The sequence below is a fragment of the Streptomyces sp. NPDC003379 genome (genome assembly GCF_053589195.1).
Genome location: NZ_JBSFRK010000002.1, coordinates 1 through 18,232, shown reverse-complemented (window position 1 = coordinate 18,232; position 18,232 = coordinate 1). Strand labels below are relative to the sequence as shown.

Annotated in this window: 13 protein-coding genes and 2 pseudogenes; 8 read left to right on the top strand and 7 right to left on the bottom strand. The window is 71.6% G+C overall.

The annotated features are described in order from the left end of the window. The first annotated feature begins 37 nt into the window (after window positions 1-37). On the top strand, window positions 38-445 hold the full coding sequence (locus ACWDVB_RS02580; RefSeq protein WP_451515703.1) for a hypothetical protein: 408 nt from the start codon (window positions 38-40) through the stop codon (window positions 443-445). An 18-nt stretch (window positions 446-463) separates the two neighbouring features. On the opposite strand, the gene ACWDVB_RS02575 is transcribed toward ACWDVB_RS02580, so the two are convergent. The 3 genes from ACWDVB_RS02575 to ACWDVB_RS02565 all read right to left on the bottom strand — a co-directional run bounded on the left by ACWDVB_RS02575 (window position 464) and on the right by ACWDVB_RS02565 (window position 4,318). Next, a complete protein-coding gene (locus tag ACWDVB_RS02575) occupies window positions 464-1,150 on the bottom strand; it encodes a hypothetical protein (RefSeq protein ID WP_451515704.1) in 687 nt (228 codons plus the stop codon). A gap of 113 nt (window positions 1,151-1,263) precedes the next feature. Continuing rightward, a complete protein-coding gene (locus ACWDVB_RS02570) occupies window positions 1,264-3,078 on the bottom strand; it encodes a glycoside hydrolase family 3 protein (RefSeq protein WP_451515722.1) in 1,815 nt (604 codons plus the stop codon). 343 nt (window positions 3,079-3,421) lie between these two features. Beyond that, window positions 3,422-4,318, bottom strand: a complete 897-nt coding sequence (locus ACWDVB_RS02565) for a LysR family transcriptional regulator (RefSeq protein WP_451515705.1) — start codon at window positions 4,316-4,318, stop codon at window positions 3,422-3,424. A 105-nt stretch (window positions 4,319-4,423) separates the two neighbouring features. On the opposite strand from ACWDVB_RS02565, the gene ACWDVB_RS02560 reads away from it, so the two are divergent. Next, window positions 4,424-5,419: an EamA family transporter gene (locus ACWDVB_RS02560; RefSeq protein ID WP_451515706.1), complete on the top strand. Its 996-nt coding sequence runs from the start codon at window positions 4,424-4,426 to the stop codon at window positions 5,417-5,419. Here ACWDVB_RS02560 and ACWDVB_RS02555 read toward each other — a convergent pair. Together ACWDVB_RS02555 and ACWDVB_RS02550 are read right to left on the bottom strand one after the other, a co-directional pair. Next, window positions 5,409-6,086: pseudogene (locus tag ACWDVB_RS02555) on the bottom strand (sugar phosphate isomerase/epimerase family protein); the annotation flags it as partial. The gene ACWDVB_RS02560 and the pseudogene ACWDVB_RS02555 sit on opposite strands and share 11 nt — an antisense overlap. A 47-nt stretch (window positions 6,087-6,133) precedes the next feature. Beyond that, window positions 6,134-6,706, bottom strand: a complete 573-nt coding sequence (locus ACWDVB_RS02550; protein ID WP_451515707.1) for a Uma2 family endonuclease — start codon at window positions 6,704-6,706, stop codon at window positions 6,134-6,136. Window positions 6,707-6,827: 121 nt separating this feature from the next. On the opposite strand from ACWDVB_RS02550, the pseudogene ACWDVB_RS02545 reads away from it, so the two are divergent. After that, window positions 6,828-7,064 (top strand): annotated as a pseudogene (locus tag ACWDVB_RS02545) (PLP-dependent aminotransferase family protein); the annotation flags it as partial. A 45-nt stretch (window positions 7,065-7,109) separates the two neighbouring features. Here ACWDVB_RS02545 and ACWDVB_RS02540 read toward each other — a convergent pair. Beyond that, entirely contained in the window at window positions 7,110-8,153 is a 1,044-nt protein-coding gene (locus tag ACWDVB_RS02540) for a LacI family DNA-binding transcriptional regulator (RefSeq protein ID WP_451515708.1), read from the bottom strand. Between the two features lie 121 nt (window positions 8,154-8,274). Between ACWDVB_RS02540 and ACWDVB_RS02535 the strand changes: the two genes are divergently transcribed. From ACWDVB_RS02535 to ACWDVB_RS02515, 5 genes are all read left to right on the top strand, one after another. Further along, window positions 8,275-9,426, top strand: a complete 1,152-nt coding sequence (locus ACWDVB_RS02535; RefSeq protein WP_451515709.1) for a Gfo/Idh/MocA family protein — start codon at window positions 8,275-8,277, stop codon at window positions 9,424-9,426. Further along, on the top strand, window positions 9,423-10,601 hold the full coding sequence (locus ACWDVB_RS02530) for a dihydrodipicolinate synthase family protein (protein WP_451515710.1): 1,179 nt from the start codon (window positions 9,423-9,425) through the stop codon (window positions 10,599-10,601). Before ACWDVB_RS02535 ends, ACWDVB_RS02530 begins: the two co-directional genes overlap by 4 nt. 8 nt (window positions 10,602-10,609) lie before the next feature. After that, window positions 10,610-11,446 (top strand): sugar phosphate isomerase/epimerase family protein, encoded by an 837-nt coding sequence (locus ACWDVB_RS02525; protein ID WP_451515711.1) that lies wholly within the window; start codon window positions 10,610-10,612, stop codon window positions 11,444-11,446. 290 nt (window positions 11,447-11,736) lie between these two features. Further along, on the top strand, window positions 11,737-14,022 hold the full coding sequence (gene recD2 / locus ACWDVB_RS02520; protein WP_451515723.1) for an SF1B family DNA helicase RecD2: 2,286 nt from the start codon (window positions 11,737-11,739) through the stop codon (window positions 14,020-14,022). Between the two features lie 133 nt (window positions 14,023-14,155). Continuing rightward, on the top strand, window positions 14,156-15,445 hold the full coding sequence (locus ACWDVB_RS02515) for a citrate synthase (RefSeq protein WP_451515712.1): 1,290 nt from the start codon (window positions 14,156-14,158) through the stop codon (window positions 15,443-15,445). Between the two features lie 408 nt (window positions 15,446-15,853). Here ACWDVB_RS02515 and ACWDVB_RS02510 read toward each other — a convergent pair whose 3' ends face one another. Then, window positions 15,854-18,124 (bottom strand): heavy metal translocating P-type ATPase, encoded by a 2,271-nt coding sequence (locus tag ACWDVB_RS02510; protein WP_451520009.1) that lies wholly within the window; start codon window positions 18,122-18,124, stop codon window positions 15,854-15,856. Window positions 18,125-18,232: the final 108 nt, after the last annotated feature.

Here is an 18,232-nt window from a genome sequence, read left to right as displayed (position 1 = left end):
TCAGTACGTTGATGCCGCAGTGGCGGGAGGGGAAACCGTGAGCAGTGGTCGCGGCCGTGGTCGCATACGACGGCGGCTGGCGCTCGGCGCCGCCGGGCTCGCCGCCTCCGTCCTGCTCGCCCTCGCGGGCCCCGGCGCCGGCACGGCCCACGCCGCCGCGGGAGCGTGCGCCGGGCACAAGGTGCGCACCCTCCCCTTCAGCACGGGCAAGGTCGAGGTCTTCAAGAACCGCGGCTACGTCTGCGCCATGACCATCGCCAAGCGCCCCGGCCCCCGCAGGACCATGTCCGTCAGCGTGCAGGCCCGCGGCAGCCGCGCCGCGCGCGACAAGGGGCGCTACACCCACCGTGCGGGCCCGGTGACGGTCCACGCGGGCCACCGGTGCGTGCGCGTGACGGGGAAGGTCGGGGGGCGCGGGGTCAGCACGGGGTGGATCCTCTGCTGACGGCGGAGCCCCGTGGCCTCACAGCCGTACGGCGCATCCGACGGGACGGTCCCCGCCCACAGCCACGTACAGGGCGGTCGAGGCCCCGCACGCGGCCCGGTTCCGCACCACCGACGCCACGCGGTACTCCGGCTGCCGCTCTCCGGAGCCGTCGCAGGCCGTCTCCCGCACCTCGCCGCGCCCCGCGCCGTACACGCAGTCGCCGACGATGGTCCGCGGCCCACCGCCGCCTCCCGGATCACCGGGGTGCGGCGGCTCCAGGTTCCGCATGCAGGCGTGGCCGCGCGGTACCGCCCCGTCGCCGTCCTCGTCGACCGCGGGCCTGCTCTCGCTGATGTGCAGCACGAAGTCCGTGCGGGCCGGGCACGGCGGGCCCTGTCCGGCCTTGCCGTCGCGACGGGCGACGACCCGGGCCGCCGCCCGCTCGCTGGTGCACGGCACCTCCGTGAACGTCTCGTGCCCCCGAGAACCGCACTCGCCGACGGCGAGGAACACCGAGCCGAAACCGGTGGGGCGCGAGATCACGGGCGTCTGGTCGTCGATGCGTCCCGAGGCGGAGCCGCCGTCGTCGCCGTCGTTCGAGACGCCGGACTTCTGACAGCCGGTCAACAGCAGCGCGGCAGCCAGCAGCGGCGCGGCGGCGAGCACCAGTGCGGCGATCGTCTCCGTGACCGTACGAGGCCGCGCCCCGGTGCAGGCAAGCATCACTGTCCCCCCGACATGTGCCCCCAGCGTGGCCCGTCGGAGCGGGGCCACGCCAGCCGCGCGAGAGGCTTTGGGGCAGTCGGCGGTGGTGCGCCGGGGGCGCGTCGTACGCGTCAGTACGTCAGCCCGTGCCCGATCGGGTACAGCACCTGCGCCGGGTCGTCCGCCCGCCGTACCGGCACCGGCAGCCGCCCTCGCGGCACGGCGCGGCCCGCGATCACCCGTGCCGCGGCGCGCAGTTCGACGTCCGTCCAGGAGTACGAGGCGAGCGCGGCGTCGACGGGGGGCAGATGGGCCACGTCGTACGGATTGCGGATCGCGAGGGCGACGACGGGGACGCCGGTGGCCTTGAGGGCGGCGACCAGGGCGGTCTGGCCGTCCTCGACGGCCGTCGCATTGTGGGCGGCCGGGGCCGGGGCCGTGGCCGGGGCCGTGGCCAGGGTGGCGTTGGCCGCCTGGGTGTTGTCCCTCGCCGTGACGGTGTGCGTCGAGATGTTGTACGTCGCCACGATCACCGCGTCCATGCCCTTGGACTCCGCCACGGCCTGCTCGACCGCCGTGGCGTCCGGGGCCGTGCCCGTGGACAGCGCGGTCGCGGTGAACCCGAGGCCGGTCAGGGCGTCCGCGAGGACGGTGGTCGGCGGGCCCGTCGTGCCGGACGGCGAACGGGGGTCCGCGCCGACCACCAGGATGTCGCGGTGCGTGTGGGGGGAGAGCGGCAGCAGGGAGTCGTCGTTCCGCAGCAGGGTCGTGGTGGCGTCAGCGATGCGGTCGGCGGCGGCGAGGTGGTCAGGGGAGCCGACGGCTGTGATCGGGGTGCCGGTTCCGGTGGCCGGAGTGCCGGTTCCGGTGACCTGGGTCCCTGTTCCGGTGTCGGGCAGAAGGCCCACCTTCGCCTTCATGCGCAGGACCCGCAGGACCGACTCGTCGATGCGGTCTTCCGTCAACTCGCCGTCCCTGACGGCCTGGAGCACGGCGTCCCGGGCGACCCGCGGCTGCGGCGGGTTGAGGAGCTGGTCCACGCCCGCCTTGAGCGCGAGTACGGCCACACGGTCGTCGCCGTACTTCGTACGGACCCCGCGCATCGCCAGCGAGTCCGTGGCGATCACGCCGTCGAAGCCGAGTTCCTCGCGGAGCACGCCCGTCACGATCGGGTGGGAGAGCGTCGCGGGGTCGCCCGACGGATCCAGGGCGGGCACCACGATGTGGGCGGTCATCACCGAGTCGACGCCCGCGGCGATCGCCGCCCGGAAGGGCGGGGCGTCGAAGCGGTCCCACTCCTCGCGGGTGTGGTGGATGTGCGGCAGCTCGGTGTGGCTGTCGTCCGTCGTGTCGCCGTGTCCCGGGAAGTGCTTGGCCGCGGTGGCGATGCCCGCGCTCTGGTAGCCCTCGATCTGCGCGGTCACGAAACCGGCGACCGCTTCGGGGTCGGCGCCGAAGGAACGTACGCCGATGACCGGGTTGGCGGGATCGACGTTCACGTCGGCGTCCGGGGCGTGGTCCTGGCGGATGCCGAGGGCGTGCAGCTCGGTGCCGGCGATGCGGGCCGCCTCGCGGGCGTGCGCGTGCGAACCGGAGGCGCCGAGGGCCATCGCGCCGGGGAGCAGGGTCGCGGGGGCGCCGATGCGGGCGACGGCGCCGTGCTCCTGGTCCACGGAGATCAGTACGGGGACGCCCGACGGCAGGGACGCCGCCGCCGCTTGCTGGATGCCGTGGGAGAGGGCGGCGATCTGGTGCGGGTCGCGGGTGTTGTGGGCCCAGCCGAAGTAGATGATGCCGCCGAGGTGGTAGCGGGCGATCAGCTCGGCGGCGTCGCGGACGCCGAGTTCCCTGAGGTTGATGTCGGCGTCGCCCGGGTCGGGGTCGGTGGCCGTGTGCCCGTACACGTGCATCACGAAGAGCTGGCCGACCTTCTCCTCCAGGGACATGGCGGAGACGAGGCCGCGAAGCCTCCGGTCGTCGGGCTGGGGCACGGGCGCTCCTGCGGGGTGGAGGAAACTTTCAGGGGCTACGGATATCCCGAAGATTTCTGCCGGTCAAGGGCGGAGCGCGAGAGGGGCCGTCACCGGCGCTGTGTGAAGGGGGGCACGCCGGTGACGGCGGGCTGCCGGGCCGCAGGCGGCGGAGAGGGTGGTCAGCGGTCGCAGCCAGCAGCGATGCCGACACCGCCATGCGGGGACTCAGCGGCAGCGTGCCGGTTGGACGCTGCCGCTCTTGGAAGGGTTCCCGTTTCTGTCGTTCCTTCGGTACGGGCTCGTCTCCGCTCAGGGATCAACCGACCCACCGCGACTGCAGGACGCGGACCGTCTCCGCGATGGCGGGCCGCCCCGCCGCCCCCGTACGCCACAGGGCGTAGAGCCGCCGCACCGGCACAGGATCCAGACGTACGGTGACCGCACCGCACGGAACGGGCCCGCGCCCGAGGCGAGGGATGAGCGCGATGCCGAGCCCCGCCGCGACCAGCGCGACCAACGTGGGGTTCTCCTCCGCCTGGTGAGCGATATCGGGCTCACACCCGGCCTCGCGCAGCGTACGGACGAGCCACTCGTGGCAGACGAGCCCCGGCGGCTGGGTGATCCAGCGTTCGTCCTTCAGCTCCTCGCGCCGGACCGACGTACGCCCCGCCAGCCGGTGGCCGTCGGGGACGACGAGGTCGCAGAGGTCGTCCCCGATGACCGCCTGCTCGACGCCCGGCGGCGTCGGCAGCGGCGCGATGTCCCAGTCGTGGACGACGGCCACGTCCACCGCGCCCTTGGCGACCAGGTCGATGGAGAGATGCGGGTCTATCTCCGTCATACGGGCGTCCAGCGCCGGATGCAGACGGGCGAGGTCCGCCAGCGCCCCCGGCAGCAGCCCCCGCGCCGCCGAGGCGAACGCGGCGATGGTGAGCCGCCCCGCCGGCACCCCTCGCCGCTCCTCCAGCTCCGTCTCGGCACGTTCCACGATGGCCATCAACTGCTGGGCGGTCTCCGCGAGATGGAGCGCCTCCGCGGTGAGCGCGACGCCCCGGCCGCGCCGCTCCAGGAGGGTGGTACGGGTCTCCCGCTCCAGCTTGGCGATCTGCTGGGAGACCGCGGAGGGGGTGTAGCCGAGCGCGGTGGCGGCGGCGCCCACGGTGCCGTGCACGGAGACGGCGTGCAGCGCGCGGAGCCGGGCGAGATCGAGCACGGGCCACCCCATTTTCGGTCCACGGAATTTCGGTAGCGTTGCTTCATCCAACCATGCAGATATCCGCGCTGGTCCTACACGGTCGGGCCGGGTGATCCTCGACGCATGCGACCTGCTCATGTCTGTCTGGCCGTCCTCGTCGCCGCCGTCTGGGGCGTCAACTTCGTGGTGATCGAGGTGGGGCTCGACCACTTCCCGCCGCTGCTCTTCTCCGCCCTGCGCTTCCTGGTGGCCGCGCTGCCCGCCGTCTTCTTCGTGGGGCGGCCGAAGGTGGCGTGGAAGTGGATCGTGGGGGTCGGGCTGGTCCTCGGGGTGGCCAAATTCGGGCTGCTGTTCATCGGGATGGACGCGGGGATGCCCGCCGGACTGTCGTCCCTGGTGCTCCAGGTCCAGGCCGTCTTCACCGCCCTCTTCGCCTTCGTGGCGCTCGGTGAACGACCCGGTCGCGTACGGGTCCTCGGCATGGTGATCGCCCTCGGGGGGATCGCGGTCGCCGCCGTCGACGAAGGGGGGACCGGACCGCTGGCCGCCTTCGCGCTGCTGATCGGCGCCGCGGCCTGCTGGGGCGTGTCCAACGTCCTGACCCGCAAGGCGTCCCCGTCCGACTCCCTCAACTTCATGGTGTGGGTGAGCACCGTCCCGGTGCTGCCGCTGCTCGGGCTCTCGCTCCTGTGGGAAGGGCCCTCCCGGGACCTGGCGGCGCTGCGCTCCCTCGACTGGTCGGGCGCGGGCATCATCGTCTACGTCGCCTGGATCACGACGGTCTTCGGCTTCGGCGCCTGGGGCTATCTGCTGCGCCGCCACCCCGCGTCCACGGTCGCCCCGTTCTCGCTGCTCGTACCGGTCTTCGGGATGTCGTCGGCCGCCCTGGTCCTCGGCGAGTCGGTGAGCGGCCTGCGGTGGTGCGCGGCGGCCCTGCTGGTGGGCGGCGTCGCGCTGACCTCACTCCCGAAGGCGGGCGGCGGCGTCAGCCGGAGCGGGTCAGCAGCCGCGACAGGTACTCCCGCCCCGGCCCCAGCAGCTGAGCCAGCGGCGCCGCCTCCTCGTACCACCGCTTCTCGTACTCCCAGCACAGCCACCCCATCCAGTTCTCCGCGCTGAGCAGCTCCACGCACTCGGCGAGCGGCAGCGTGCCGGTCCCGAGGGCCAGTGGTGTCGTGTCGTCGGCGGAGGCGATGTCCTTCACCTGGACGTAGCCGAGGTAGGGGGAGAGCGCGGCGAAGCTGTCGGTGGGCGACTCGCCGCCGAGCCAGGTGTGCATCACGTCCCACAGGGCGCCGACCTGGCGGTGTCCGACGGTGCCGAGGACGCGGGTGGCGTCGGCGCCCGTGCGGTGCGAGTCGTGGGTCTCCAGGAGGATGCGTACGCCGGCGTCGGCGGCGCTCCGCGCGGCGGTGCCGAGCCGCCTCGCGGCCGTCGCGTCGGCCTCGTCCGCGCTCTGGTCGGTGCCGCCGCCCGGGAAGACGCGTACGAAGGGCGCGCCGAGGTCACGCGCGAGCGCGACAAGGGAGGCCAGCTCATCGAGGACGGGCCCGTCCTCCCCGGGCTCCGCCACGCGCGCGTACCCCGCGATCCCGAGGATCTCGACCCCGGCCGCCTTGAACTCGGCCGCCACGTCGGCGCGCTCGACCAGCCCGAGCCCCGGGTGCACCGGCTCCTCGGGGTGCGCGCGAAGCTCGACCCCCTGATAGCCGTGCTGGACGGCGAGCCGCAGCACATCGGGTACGGGCAGACCGGGCACCCCAAGGGTGGAGAAGGCAAACTTCATGGCCCCGACCCTAGGCGCCATGCGGATGTGGTCAACCCCGCCGTGGCTCAGCCGAGGTCGCCGGCCTTGGGAAAACCGTCCGTCCTGACGGTGATCTTCCGCCCGGTCGGCGGCAGGACCAGATCCTCGCCGAACGGGACCTCCGTCTCGTCCTCGTAGACCCCCGTCCTGGTGGGGCGGCGGTGGACCGTGCAGGCCCCGGCCTCGGGATCGATCACCGTGTAGACGGGGATGCCGCACTCCGCGTACAGGCGGAACTTCTTGGCGAAGTCGTTGTCGCGGCTGCTCTTCGATACGACCTCGAGCACCGCCTCCAGGCTGTGCCACTCGAAGCGGCCGCGGCGGTTGCGCTCGGCACCCGGCGCGATGATCGCCAGGTCGGGCGCGTACCCGTACTGGCTGGACGGAAAGTCGATCATGACGTCCGAGAGGATGTCGCCGTGGGGGGCGAGCTGCTGCTTGATCTGAGGGGCTGCCTCAAGGACGACTTTCCACCGGTACTCGCCTTGCGGCGTCATGATGATCTTCCCCTCGGTGATCTCGACGCGGTAACCGCGGGGAAGGGTGACGCCGTCCAGTACGTCCCAGGCGCTGGGCGCATCCATGACCATGACTGCCATATGAGCCTCCTTTTCCCGCTGCTCTCAACGACATCGGAACGCCGCGGGCACGGCGGCGCGTACCGGCACGCTGCCGACCTCAGAGGAACGCCAACCGCGCCCCCAGCGCCGCGAACGCCACTCCGGCGACCTGGAACGCCATCTGCGGCTCATCCGCAAGCACCACCGCAGACGCAGGGACGCGATGATCGAGGCGATCCGTACGCACCTGCCGGGAGCGGTGGTGCACGGCGCCGCAGCCGGCCTCCACCTGCTGATCACCCTCGACGAGCGCACGTACGCCGACTCCGACACGGCCCTCGCCACGGCCGCCCTCGCCCACGGCGTCAAGGTCCCCCCTGTCCGACCCGGATCGCCGAGGGCGTGGCGGTGCTGGGCAGGCTGGGCGCGTGGCCTCTGCCCTCTACCTCGGCCCCCCGGTGGAGCCCCGCACCATCAGCTCCCCGTGGAACGTCGCCACACCGCCCGGCGGCGGCTCCTCCTTGCCCATGGCGATGCGGCCCGCCCGCGCTCCCGCCTCGTGCAGCGGCAGGCGGACCGTCGTGAGCGCGGGGACGGCGTCGATGCTGAACGGCAGGTCGTCGAAGCCCGCCACCGAGACGTCGTCCGGGATGCGCAGGCCCTTGTCCCGCAGCGCCGCGCAGGCGCCGAGCGCCACCGTGTCGTTGGCGGCGACGACGGCCGTCAGGTCGGGGGCGCGGCGCAGGAGTTCGGCCGTGGCGTCGTAGCCGGAGCGGCGGTCGTACGGACCGTGCACGGTGAGCGCCGGGTCGTCGGCGACACCGTGCGCGGCCAGCGCCGCCCGGTGGCCCTCCAGGCGGTGCCGCGTGGTCGTCCGCTCCTGCGGGCCCGCGATGTAGCCGACACGCCGGTGGCCGAGGCCGAGCACGTGCTCGGTGAGCTGCCGGCCGCCCCCGCGGTTGTCGAAGGTGAGCGCCACCGCGTCGGTCTCCGGCGACGGCGGCCGCCCGCACAGCACCACCCGCGAGCCCGCTTCCGCGAGGCGCCGCAGCTTCCCGGCGATGGCGGCCGCGTGCTCGGGGTCCTCGACCGCGCCGCCGGTGAGGACCACCGCGGCGGCGCGCTGGCGCTGGAGGAGCGTGAGGTAGGTGAGTTCGCGCTCCGGAGAGCCGCCGGTGTTGCACACCACCGCCATCCGCTCGCCGCCCGCGCGCCCGCCGGGTCCGCCGATCTCGGACTGCACGGCGCCCGCCATGATCCCGAAGAAGGGGTCGGCGATGTCGTTGACGAGGATGCCGACCAGGTCGGAGGTGGCCGCGGCGAGCGAGCTGGCGGGGCCGTTCAGGACGTAGTCGAGATCGTCCACGGCCCGCAGGACCCGCTCGCGGGTGGCGGTCGCGACCGGGTAATTGCCGTTCAGCACGCGGGAGACGGTGGCGGGGGAGACCCGCGCGCGTGCCGCCACATCCGCCAGGGTCACGGTCATCTCGTCGTCCTCCGGTCACTGCGCTGGCCCGAAAGTCCGAAGCCCTTGTCCGAACCTTGTGCGGCAGGCTAGCTTCTTCAGCGATAGAAAGCGCTTGCTACGTTCTTACGGAGGGACTCTCGTGACACGCAAGACGGTGCGCATCGCCATGAACGGCGTCACCGGACGCATGGGCCACCGCCAGCACCTCGTCCGCTCGATCCTCGCCCTCCGCGAACAGGGCGGCCTCGACCTCGGCGACGGCACCGCGCTGTGGCCCGAGCCGGTCCTGGTGGGCCGCAGGGAACACGCGCTGCGCGCGCTCGCCGAACAGCACGGCCTGGAGCACTTCTCGACCGACCTCGACGAGGTCCTCGCCGACCCCACCGTCGACATCTACTTCGACGCGCAGGTCACCTCGGCCCGCGAGGACGCCCTCAAGAAGGCCATCGCCGCGGGCAAGCACATCTACACCGAGAAGCCGACCGCCACCGGCCTGGACGCCGCCCTCGGCCTCGCCCGCCTGGCCAGGGACGCCGGCGTCAAGCACGGCGTCGTCCAGGACAAGCTGTTTCTGCCGGGCCTGCTCAAGCTGAAGCGGCTCATCGACGGCGGCTTCTTCGGCCGGATCCTCTCGGTCCGCGGCGAGTTCGGCTACTGGGTCTTCGAGGGCGACTGGCAGCCCGCCCAGCGCCCCTCCTGGAACTACCGCGCCGAGGACGGCGGCGGCATCGTCGTCGACATGTTCCCGCACTGGGAGTACGTCCTGCACGAGCTGTTCGGCCGCGTACGCACCATCCAGGCCCTGACCGCCACCCACGTCCCGCAGCGCTGGGACGAGCGCGACAAGCCCTACGACGCCACCGCCGACGACGCCGCGTACGGCGTCTTCGAGCTGGACAGCGGCGTGATCGCGCAGATCAACTCCTCCTGGGCGGTGCGCGTCAACCGCGACGAGCTGGTGGAGTTCCAGGTCGACGGCACGGAGGGGTCGGCGGTCGCGGGGCTGCGCGACTGCCGCGTACAGCACCGCAGCGCGACACCCAAGCCGGTGTGGAACCCCGATCTGCCCGCCACCCACTCCTTCCGCGACCAGTGGCAGCAGGTGCCCGACAACGGCGAGTTCGACAACGGCTTCAAGGCGCAGTGGGAGCTTTTCCTCAAGCACGTGTACGCCGACGCGCCCTACCACTGGGACCTGCTGGCCGGCGCACGCGGTGTGCAGCTCGCCGAACTGGGCCTGAGGTCCTCCGCCGAGGGCCGCCGCCTCGATGTACCGGAGATCGAACTGTGAGCGCCGCCCGACCGGGGGACACCGTCCTCCTCCCCGCCGAGGGAGGCGGCACGCGCGCGTACACCCCACGGAACGAGCCCCTCCGTGTCGCCGCCGACGGCCCCCCGTTCACCTCGCGCACCGTCTTCTCCGCCGCCCACGTCGTCGCCGACCCCTCCGCGGACGTCTCCCCGGACGGCCCCGCCGCCGTCGACTGGGACGCCACGCTCGCCTTCCGCCGCCACCTCTGGTCGCACGGCCTGGGTGTCGCCGAGGCCATGGACACCGCCCAGCGCGGCATGGGCCTGGACTGGACCCGCGCCGCCGAACTCATCCGCCGCTCGGCCGCCGAGGCGAGGACGGCCGGCGGCCGGATCGCGTGCGGCGTCGGCACCGACCAACTGGCCATGCCCGCGAGCCTGACGCAGGTCAGAGAGGGCTACGAGGAGCAGCTCGCCCTCGTCGAATCGGTCGGCGCCCAGGCGATCCTGATGGCGTCGCGCGCCCTCGCCGCCGCGGCCGGCTCACCGGACGACTATCTGGAGACGTACGGCCACCTCCTGCGCCAGGCGAGCGAGCCGGTGATCCTGCACTGGCTCGGCCCCATGTTCGACCCCGCCCTGGAGGGCTACTGGGGCTCGGCCGACCTGGACGCGGCGACCGACACCTTCCTGGAAGTCATCGCCGCCCACCCCGACAAGGTCGACGGCATCAAGGTGTCGCTCCTGGACGCCGACCGCGAGATCGCCCTGCGCCGCCGACTCCCGCACGGGGTGCGCTGCTACACCGGCGACGACTTCAACTACCCCGAGCTGATCGCGGGCGACGACCACGGCTTCAGCCACGCGCTGCTCGGCGTCTTCGACCCGCTGGGACCGCTCGCCGCCGAGGCGGTGCGCATCCTGGACACCGGTGACGTGACGGCCTTCCGCGCCCTCCTCGACCCCACCGTCGAGCTGTCCCGCCACCTCTTCCAGAACCCCACGCGCTACTACAAGACCGGCGTGGTCCTCCTCGCCTGGCTGGCCGGGCACCAGACACACTTCACGATGGTGGGCGGCCTCCAGTCGGCCCGCTCGCTCCCGCATCTGGCCCGCGCCTACGAACTGGCCGACGCACTCGGCCTGTTCCCCGACCCGTCCCTGGCGGCGTCCCGGATGCGCTCGCTGCTGACCGTCCATGGAGTACCGCAATGAGCACCGCGATGAGCACCCCACTCCCGCTGTCACGGCTGAGCATCAACCAGGAGACCGTCAAGCAGCTCTCGCTGCCCGAACTCGCCGAAGGATGCGCCAAGGAGGGCATCACCGCGGTCGGCCTGTGGCGCGCCCCGGTCCAGGAGTACGGGGTCGAGCGCGCCGCCCGCCTCATGCGCGAGAGCGGCCTCACGGTCACGAGCCTGTGCCGGGGCGGCTTCTTCACGGACCCCGACGAGACGGCACGCGCGCGTGCCCTGGACGACAACCGCGCGGCGATCGACGAGGCGGCGACGCTCGGCACGGACACGCTGGTCCTGGTCTCGGGCGGCCTGCCGCCCGGCAGCCGTGACCTCGCCGGGGCACGGGAGCGCGTCGCGGAGGCCCTCGCGGTCCTCGGGCCCTACGCCGAGGAGTGGGGCGTACGCCTGGCCATCGAACCGCTGCACCCGATGTTCGCCGCGGACCGCTGCGTGGTCTCCACGCTGAGCCAGGCACTCGACCTCGCGGAACGCTTCCCCGCGGACCAGGTGGGCGTGGTGGTGGACACGTACCACATCTGGTGGGACGACCAGGCGCCCGCGCAGATCGCGCGGGCGGGGGCGGGCGGCCGTCTGCACGCCTTCCAGCTGGCGGACTGGATCACTCCGCTGCCCGCGGGTGTGCTGCTGGGGCGTGGGCAACTGGGCGACGGGAGTGTCGACTTCAGGGCCTTCCGCGCGCTCGTCGAGGCCGCCGGGTACGACGGTCCGATCGAGGTCGAGATCTTCAACGAGGCACTGTGGGCGCGGGACGGGGGAGAGCTGCTGCGGGAGACGGCGGAGGCCTTCCGCACACACGCGTGAGCGTGACGCGTGGCTCCGGCTGACGGGCAGCCGATTAATTTTGTGTGCCACGCCGTGCAACCCTTCGGCCACCATGCGTGTCGTACTTGACGTCAGGACTTCCCGAGGGGGAAATCTGGGGGGATTCCGGGGGGAATCGCGGGGTTACTGACAAAAGGGGAGGGATGGAAGGGGCCCGGTCGACGGACCGGGCCTCTTCGAGTTTCCACAGGGCCCGTAGTTGTCCACAGGCCGCCCGCGCTGTCGGTGCCGGGCGGTAGCGTCGGATCATGTCCAGTCCAGTTGCAGCGATGGCGGTGCTTGAGGGCGTCCTTGAGCGCATCACGTACGCCAATGAAGAGACCGGTTACACGGTCGCGCGTGTCGACACCGGCCGCGGCGCCGGTGACCTGCTCACCGTCGTCGGCTCGCTGCTCGGCGCCCAGGTCGGCGAGAGCCTGCGGATGCAGGGCCGCTGGGGCTCCCACCCGCAGTACGGCAAGCAGTTCACCGTCGAGAACTACACGACGGTGCTCCCCGCCACCATCCAGGGCATCCGCCGCTATCTCGGCTCCGGCCTCATCAAGGGCATCGGCCCCGTGATGGCCGACCGGATCACCACGCACTTCGGCGTCGACACCCTCGACGTCATCGAGACCGAGCCGAAGCGACTGGTGGAAGTGCCCGGCCTCGGCCCCAAGCGGACCAAGATGATCGCCGCCGCCTGGGAGGAGCAGAAGGCCATCAAGGAAGTCATGGTCTTCCTCCAAGGCGTCGGCGTCTCCACCTCCATCGCCGTGCGCATCTACAAGAAGTACGGCGACGCGTCGATCTCCATAGTCAAGAACGAGCCGTATCGCCTCGCCGCCGACGTCTGGGGCATCGGCTTCCTCACCGCCGACCGCATCGCCCAGGCCGTCGGCATCCCGCACGACAGCCCGGAGCGCGTCAAGGCCGGTCTTCAGTACGCCCTTTCGCAATCCACCGACCAGGGCAACTGCTATCTGCCCGAGGAGCGCCTCATCACCGACGCGGTGAAGCTGCTCCAGGTCGACACGGGCCTGGTCATCGACTGCCTCGGCGAGCTGGCCGGGGAGGAGGAGGGAGTCGTCCGCGAAGCCCTCCCCGACCCGGACGGCGGTGACGACATCACCGCCGTCTATCTCGTGCCCTTCCACCGGGCGGAACTGTCCCTGGCTGCCCAGCTGTTGCGCCTTCTGAAGACTCCGGACGACCGCATGCCCGGCTTCCGGGACGTCGCCTGGGACAAGGCCCTCGCCTGGCTCGCGGACCGCACGGGCGCCCAGCTCGCCGTCGAGCAGGAAGCGGCGGTCCGTCTCGCGCTGACCCGGAAGGTCGCCGTCCTGACCGGCGGTCCCGGCTGCGGCAAGTCCTTCACGGTCCGCTCCATCGTCGAGCTGGCCCGCGCCAAGAAGGCCAAGGTCGTCCTCGCCGCCCCCACCGGACGCGCCGCCAAGCGCCTGGCCGAACTGACCGGCGCGGAGGCCTCCACGGTGCACCGCCTGCTCGAACTGCGGCCGGGGGGCGACGCGGCGTACGACAAGGAGCGGCCGCTCGACGCCGACCTTATCGTGGTCGACGAGGCCTCGATGCTCGACCTGCTCCTCGCCAACAAACTGGTCAAGGCCGTCCCGCCCGGCGCCCATCTGCTCTTCGTCGGCGACGTCGACCAGCTGCCCAGCGTCGGCGCGGGCGAGGTGCTCCGGGACATGCTCAGTGACGACAGCCCGATCCCCGCGGTCCGCCTGACCCGCATCTTCCGGCAGGCCCAGGAGTCGGGCGTGGTCACCAACGCCCACCGCATCAACTCCGGTGTACCGCCCCTCACCCAGGGCATGAAGGACTTCTTCCTCTTCGTCGAGGAGGAGACGGAGGACGCGGGCCGCGTCACCGTGGACGTCGCGGCCCACCGCATTCCCCGCAAGTTCGGCCTCGACCCGCGCCGCGACGTGCAGGTCCTCGCCCCCATGCACCGCGGCCCCGCGGGCGCCGGAAACCTCAACGGACTCCTCCAGCAGGCCATCACGCCCGCCCGCCCCGACCTGCCCGAGAAGCGGTTCGGCGGGCGGGTCTTCCGCGTCGGCGACAAGGTCACCCAGATCCGCAACAACTACGAGAAGGGGGAGAACGGCGTCTTCAACGGCACGGTCGGTGTCGTCACCGCCCTCGACCTCGACGAGCAGCGGCTCACCGTCCTGACCGACGAGGACGAGGAGATTCCGTACGACTTCGACGAACTGGACGAGCTGGCCCACGCGTACGCCGTGACGATCCACCGCTCCCAGGGCAGCGAGTATCCAGCCGTGGTGATCCCGGTCACCACCGGCGCCTGGATGATGCTGCAGCGCAACTTGCTCTACACCGCCGTGACACGCGCCAAGAAGCTGGTGGTCCTCGTCGGTTCGCGCAAGGCTCTGGGCCAGGCTGTACGCACGGTCTCCGCGGGCAGGCGCTGCACAGCGCTTGATTTCAGGCTCTCGGGGCGCCGCGGAGAGGGTCCTCGACGTTTTGATCGATCAAACGAGTCGGAAACGTCACACAGCACTTCCGGAACCGGGGCGAAGGGGGCAGGATGAGCAGGTTGGCGGCACTGAGTGCCGCCAATAGGCCCAATGGTCGACCCCGAGTGCACTCTCCAGGGCCAAATGGGGGATGGTAGAGACAGTCAGGGCACCTCGAAGAAGAGGCACAACGTCGGTGAGGGATGACGTGAGCGACAACTCTGTAGTACTGCGGTACGGCGATGGCGAGTACACCTACCCGGTGATCGATTCGACCGTCGGCGACAAGGGCTTCGACATCGGGAAGCTCCGCTCCCAGACCGGTCTGGTGACCCTGGACAGCGGCTATGGCAATACCGCCGCCTATAAATCCGCCATCACCTATCTCGACGGCGAGCAGGGCATTCTCCGGTACCGCGGCTACCCGATCGAGCAGCTGGCCGAGCGCTCCACCTTCACCGAGGTGGCGTACCTGCTGATCAACGGCGAGCTGCCGAAGGTCGACGAGCTCGCGACCTTCAAGAACGAGATCACGCAGCACACGCTGCTGCACGAGGACGTCAAGCGGTTCTACGACGGCTTCCCGCGTGACGCCCACCCGATGGCCATGCTGTCGTCCGTGGTGAGCGCGCTGTCCACGTTCTACCAGGACAGCCACAACCCGTTCGACGAGAAGCAGCGTCACCTGTCGACGATCCGCCTTCTCGCCAAGCTTCCGACGATCGCCGCCTACGCGTACAAGAAGTCGCAGGGCCACCCGGTCGTCTACCCGCGCAACGACCTCGGCTACGTCGAGAACTTCCTGCGCATGACGTTCTCGGTGCCCGCCGCCGAGTACGAGCTGGACCCGGTCGTCGTCGCCGCGCTCGACAAGCTCCTGATCCTGCACGCGGACCACGAGCAGAACTGTTCGACGTCCACCGTGCGTCTGGTCGGCTCCTCGCAGGCGAACATGTTCGCCTCGATCTCGGCCGGCATCTCGGCCCTGTGGGGCCCGCTGCACGGCGGCGCCAACCAGTCGGTCCTGGAGATGCTCGAAGGCATCCAGGCCTCCGGCGGCGACGTCGACACCTTCATCCGCAAGGTGAAGAACAAGGAAGACGGCGTGAAGCTCATGGGCTTCGGGCACCGCGTCTACAAGAACTTCGACCCCCGGGCGAAGATCATCAAGGCGGCGGCGCACGACGTCCTCTCGGCGCTCGGCAAGTCCGACGAGCTGCTCGACATCGCGCTGAAGCTCGAAGAGCACGCGCTGGCCGACGACTACTTCGTCGAGCGGAAGCTCTACCCGAACGTGGACTTCTACACGGGTCTCATCTACCGGGCCATGGGCTTCCCGACGGAGATGTTCACCGTGCTGTTCGCGCTGGGGCGTCTTCCGGGCTGGATCGCCCAGTGGCACGAGATGATCAAGGAGCCGGGGTCCCGTATCGGTCGTCCTCGGCAGATCTACACCGGTGAGGTTCTGCGGGACTTCGTCCCGGTCGAGGGTCGCTGACCCCCACTCAAGCGGAAAGCGCCCCGCCGCCGATCCCCCCACGGGTCGACGGTCGGGGCGCTTCCCTTTTTCCCGGTGCGGATTCCCCCCACGGGATCCGGCCGGGCGTCTTGGTTGCCCTGCGGTCTGCCGGGACGCGTACGCACGGGAGGGCCGCTCAAAGCTCCCCGGTGCACGTGCCCCGGCAACGCAATTCCAGGAAACATCCCCCAAGATGTCCCCTGATGTCAGACGACGTCCCCCAAGACGTCTTCTGGCATCGTCCCATTAGACTCGCGACCCCCCTAGATGGTTACGTTCGGATCACTGTGATCTGCGTCTCTTGCATATGTCCTGTACATACGCAAGGGCCCCGAAATGGGGATCCGGAGAGGTCCGTGAGGATGCTGAGACGGACATGTGAAGGGGTTATGTGAACGTCCGCAGCCGCAGGCTGTTCGTGACCACGAACACCGACGAGAACGCCATCGCGGCGCCCGCGATCATCGGGTTCAGAAGCCCCGCCGCGGCGAGCGGCAGTGCGGCGACGTTGTAGCCGAAGGCCCAGAACAGATTGCCCTTGATGGTGGCGAGTGTCTTGCGGGAGAGCCTGATGGCGTCGGCCGCGACCCGCAAGTCCCCGCGCACCAGCGTCAGGTCGCTCGCCTCGATCGCCGCGTCCGTGCCCGTGCCCATCGCGAGGCCGAGATCGGCGGTCGCGAGCGCCGCCGCGTCGTTCACCCCGTCCCCCACCATCGCCACGACCCGGCCCTCTGCCCGCAACCGTCGTACGACATCGACCTTGTCCTGCGGCAGGACCTCCGCGTGGACGGCGTCGGACGGGATGCCCACCGCGTCCGCCACCGCCCGGGCGACGGCCTCGTTGTCGCCGGTGAGCAGCACCGGCGTCAGGCCGAGCGCGCGCAGCTCGCGCACCGCCTGGGCGCTGGTCTCCTTGAGGGCGTCGGCGACCGTCAGCACGCCGCGCGCGGCGCCGTCCCAGGCGACCAGCACGGCCGTACGTCCCGACGCCTCCGCCTCGTCCTTCAGTGCGGTCAGCGCGTCCAGGCCGGTGACGCCCGCGTCCGCGAGGAGCCGCTCGCGCCCGGCGAGCACCTCGTGCCCGTCCACTGTGCCGCGCACCCCGAGCCCGGCGACGTTCTCGAACCGCTCCGGCGCGGGCAGCTCCCCGATGGCGGTGCCCAGCAGGTCGGCGGCGCCCGCCGCGACGGCCCGGGCGACCGGGTGCTCGGAGGCGTGCTCCAGGGCGCCCGCGAGGCGCAGCAGCTGCTTCTCGTCGGTGTCCCCGGCGGCGCGGACCTCCGCCAGCTCCATGCGGCCCGTGGTCACCGTCCCCGTCTTGTCCAGGACGACCGTGTCGACGCGGCGCGTGGACTCCAGGACCTCGGGGCCCTTGATGAGGATGCCGAGCTGGGCGCCGCGTCCCGTGCCGACCATCAGGGCCGTGGGCGTGGCCAGGCCGAGCGCGCACGGGCAGGCGATGATCAGGACGGCGACGGCGGCGGTGAACGCGGCGGTCGCATCGCCCGTCACGCCCAGCCAGCCGCCGAGCGTGCCGACGGCGATGAGCAGGACCACCGGCACGAAGACCCCGGCGATCCGGTCGGCGAGGCGCTGCACCCGCGCCTTGCCGGTCTGCGCGTCCTCGACGAGCCGCGCCATGCGCGCCAGTTGGGTGTCGGAGCCGACGCGGGTGGCCCGTACGACGAGACGGCCCGAGGCGTTCACCGTGGCGCCGGTGACGGCGTCGCCCACGCCCACGTCCACCGGCACGGACTCGCCGGTCAGCATCGAGGCGTCGACGGCGGACGCGCCCTCGACGACGGCGCCGTCGGTCGCGACGGTCTCGCCGGGCCGTACGACGAAACGGTCGCCGACGGCCAGCCGGCCGACCGGAATCCGTTCCTCCGTGCCGTCGCGGACCACGGTGACGTCCTTGGCGCCCAGTTCGAGCAGGGCGCGCAGGGCCGAGCCGGCCCGCCGCTTGGAGCGGGCCTCCAGCCAGCGCCCGAGCAGGATGAACGTGATGACGCCCGACGCCACTTCGAGATAGATCGTCGAGGCGCCCGCCCCGGGCGAGGCGGTGAAGTCGAAGCCGTGCCGCATCCCGGGCATCCCCGCGTCCCCGAAGAACAGCGCCCACAGCGACCAGCCGAACGCGGCGAGCGTGCCGACCGAGACGAGTGTGTCCATGGTCGCGGCGCCGTGCCGGAGATTGGTGAACGCCGCCCGGTGGAAGGGCAGACCGCCCCAGACGACGACGGGCGCGGCGAGCGTCAGCGAGAGCCACTGCCAGTTGTCGAACTGCAGGACGGGAACCATCGCGAGCAGCACGACGGGCAGGGACAGGAGGGCGGAGACGGTCAGGCGCTGCCGCAGGATGTCGGGCTCGGTGATGTCCGCGGTGGTCGGCACGGGGGCGGGGCCGGGGCCGGGGCCGGTCTCGGGCTCCGGTGGCGGGGGGACGATCTCCTCGGCGGTGTAGCCCAGCTTCTCGACCAGGGCGATCAGCTGGGGGACCTCGACTCCGTCGGCGTATGTGACCTTGGCCTTCTCCGTGGCGAGGTTGACCGTGGCGGTCACGCCCTCCAGGCGGTTCAGCTTCTTCTCGATGCGGGACGAGCAGGAGGCGCAGGTCATTCCGCCGACGGCGAGTTCGACTTCGGAGACTTCGGTCATGGCTCTTTCGTACTACTTCTGGCGCGTCTGTGGCTGGTGGGACGGCGGCGGGGGCGGGGGGGGGGGCGCCCCGCCCCCCCCGCCCGGCCGGGGCCCCAGACCGCCCCC

Bases quoted from the DNA above. Each gene is read 5' to 3' on its own strand.
- ACWDVB_RS02575 (WP_451515704.1), bottom strand. From the start codon at position 1,150: ATGCTTGCCTGCACCGGGGCGCGGCCTCGTACGGTCACGGAGACGATC.
- ACWDVB_RS02570 (WP_451515722.1), bottom strand. From the start codon at position 3,078: ATGTCCCTGGAGGAGAAGGTCGGCCAGCTCTTCGTGATGCACGTGTAC.
- ACWDVB_RS02560 (WP_451515706.1), top strand. From the start codon at position 4,424: ATGCGACCTGCTCATGTCTGTCTGGCCGTCCTCGTCGCCGCCGTCTGG.
- ACWDVB_RS02550 (WP_451515707.1), bottom strand. From the start codon at position 6,706: ATGGCAGTCATGGTCATGGATGCGCCCAGCGCCTGGGACGTACTGGAC.
- ACWDVB_RS02540 (WP_451515708.1), bottom strand. From the start codon at position 8,153: ATGACCGTGACCCTGGCGGATGTGGCGGCACGCGCGCGGGTCTCCCCC.
- ACWDVB_RS02525 (WP_451515711.1), top strand. From the start codon at position 10,610: ATGAGCACCCCACTCCCGCTGTCACGGCTGAGCATCAACCAGGAGACC.
- recD2 (WP_451515723.1), top strand. From the start codon at position 11,737: ATGGCGGTGCTTGAGGGCGTCCTTGAGCGCATCACGTACGCCAATGAA.
- ACWDVB_RS02510 (WP_451520009.1), bottom strand. From the start codon at position 18,124: ATGACCGAAGTCTCCGAAGTCGAACTCGCCGTCGGCGGAATGACCTGC.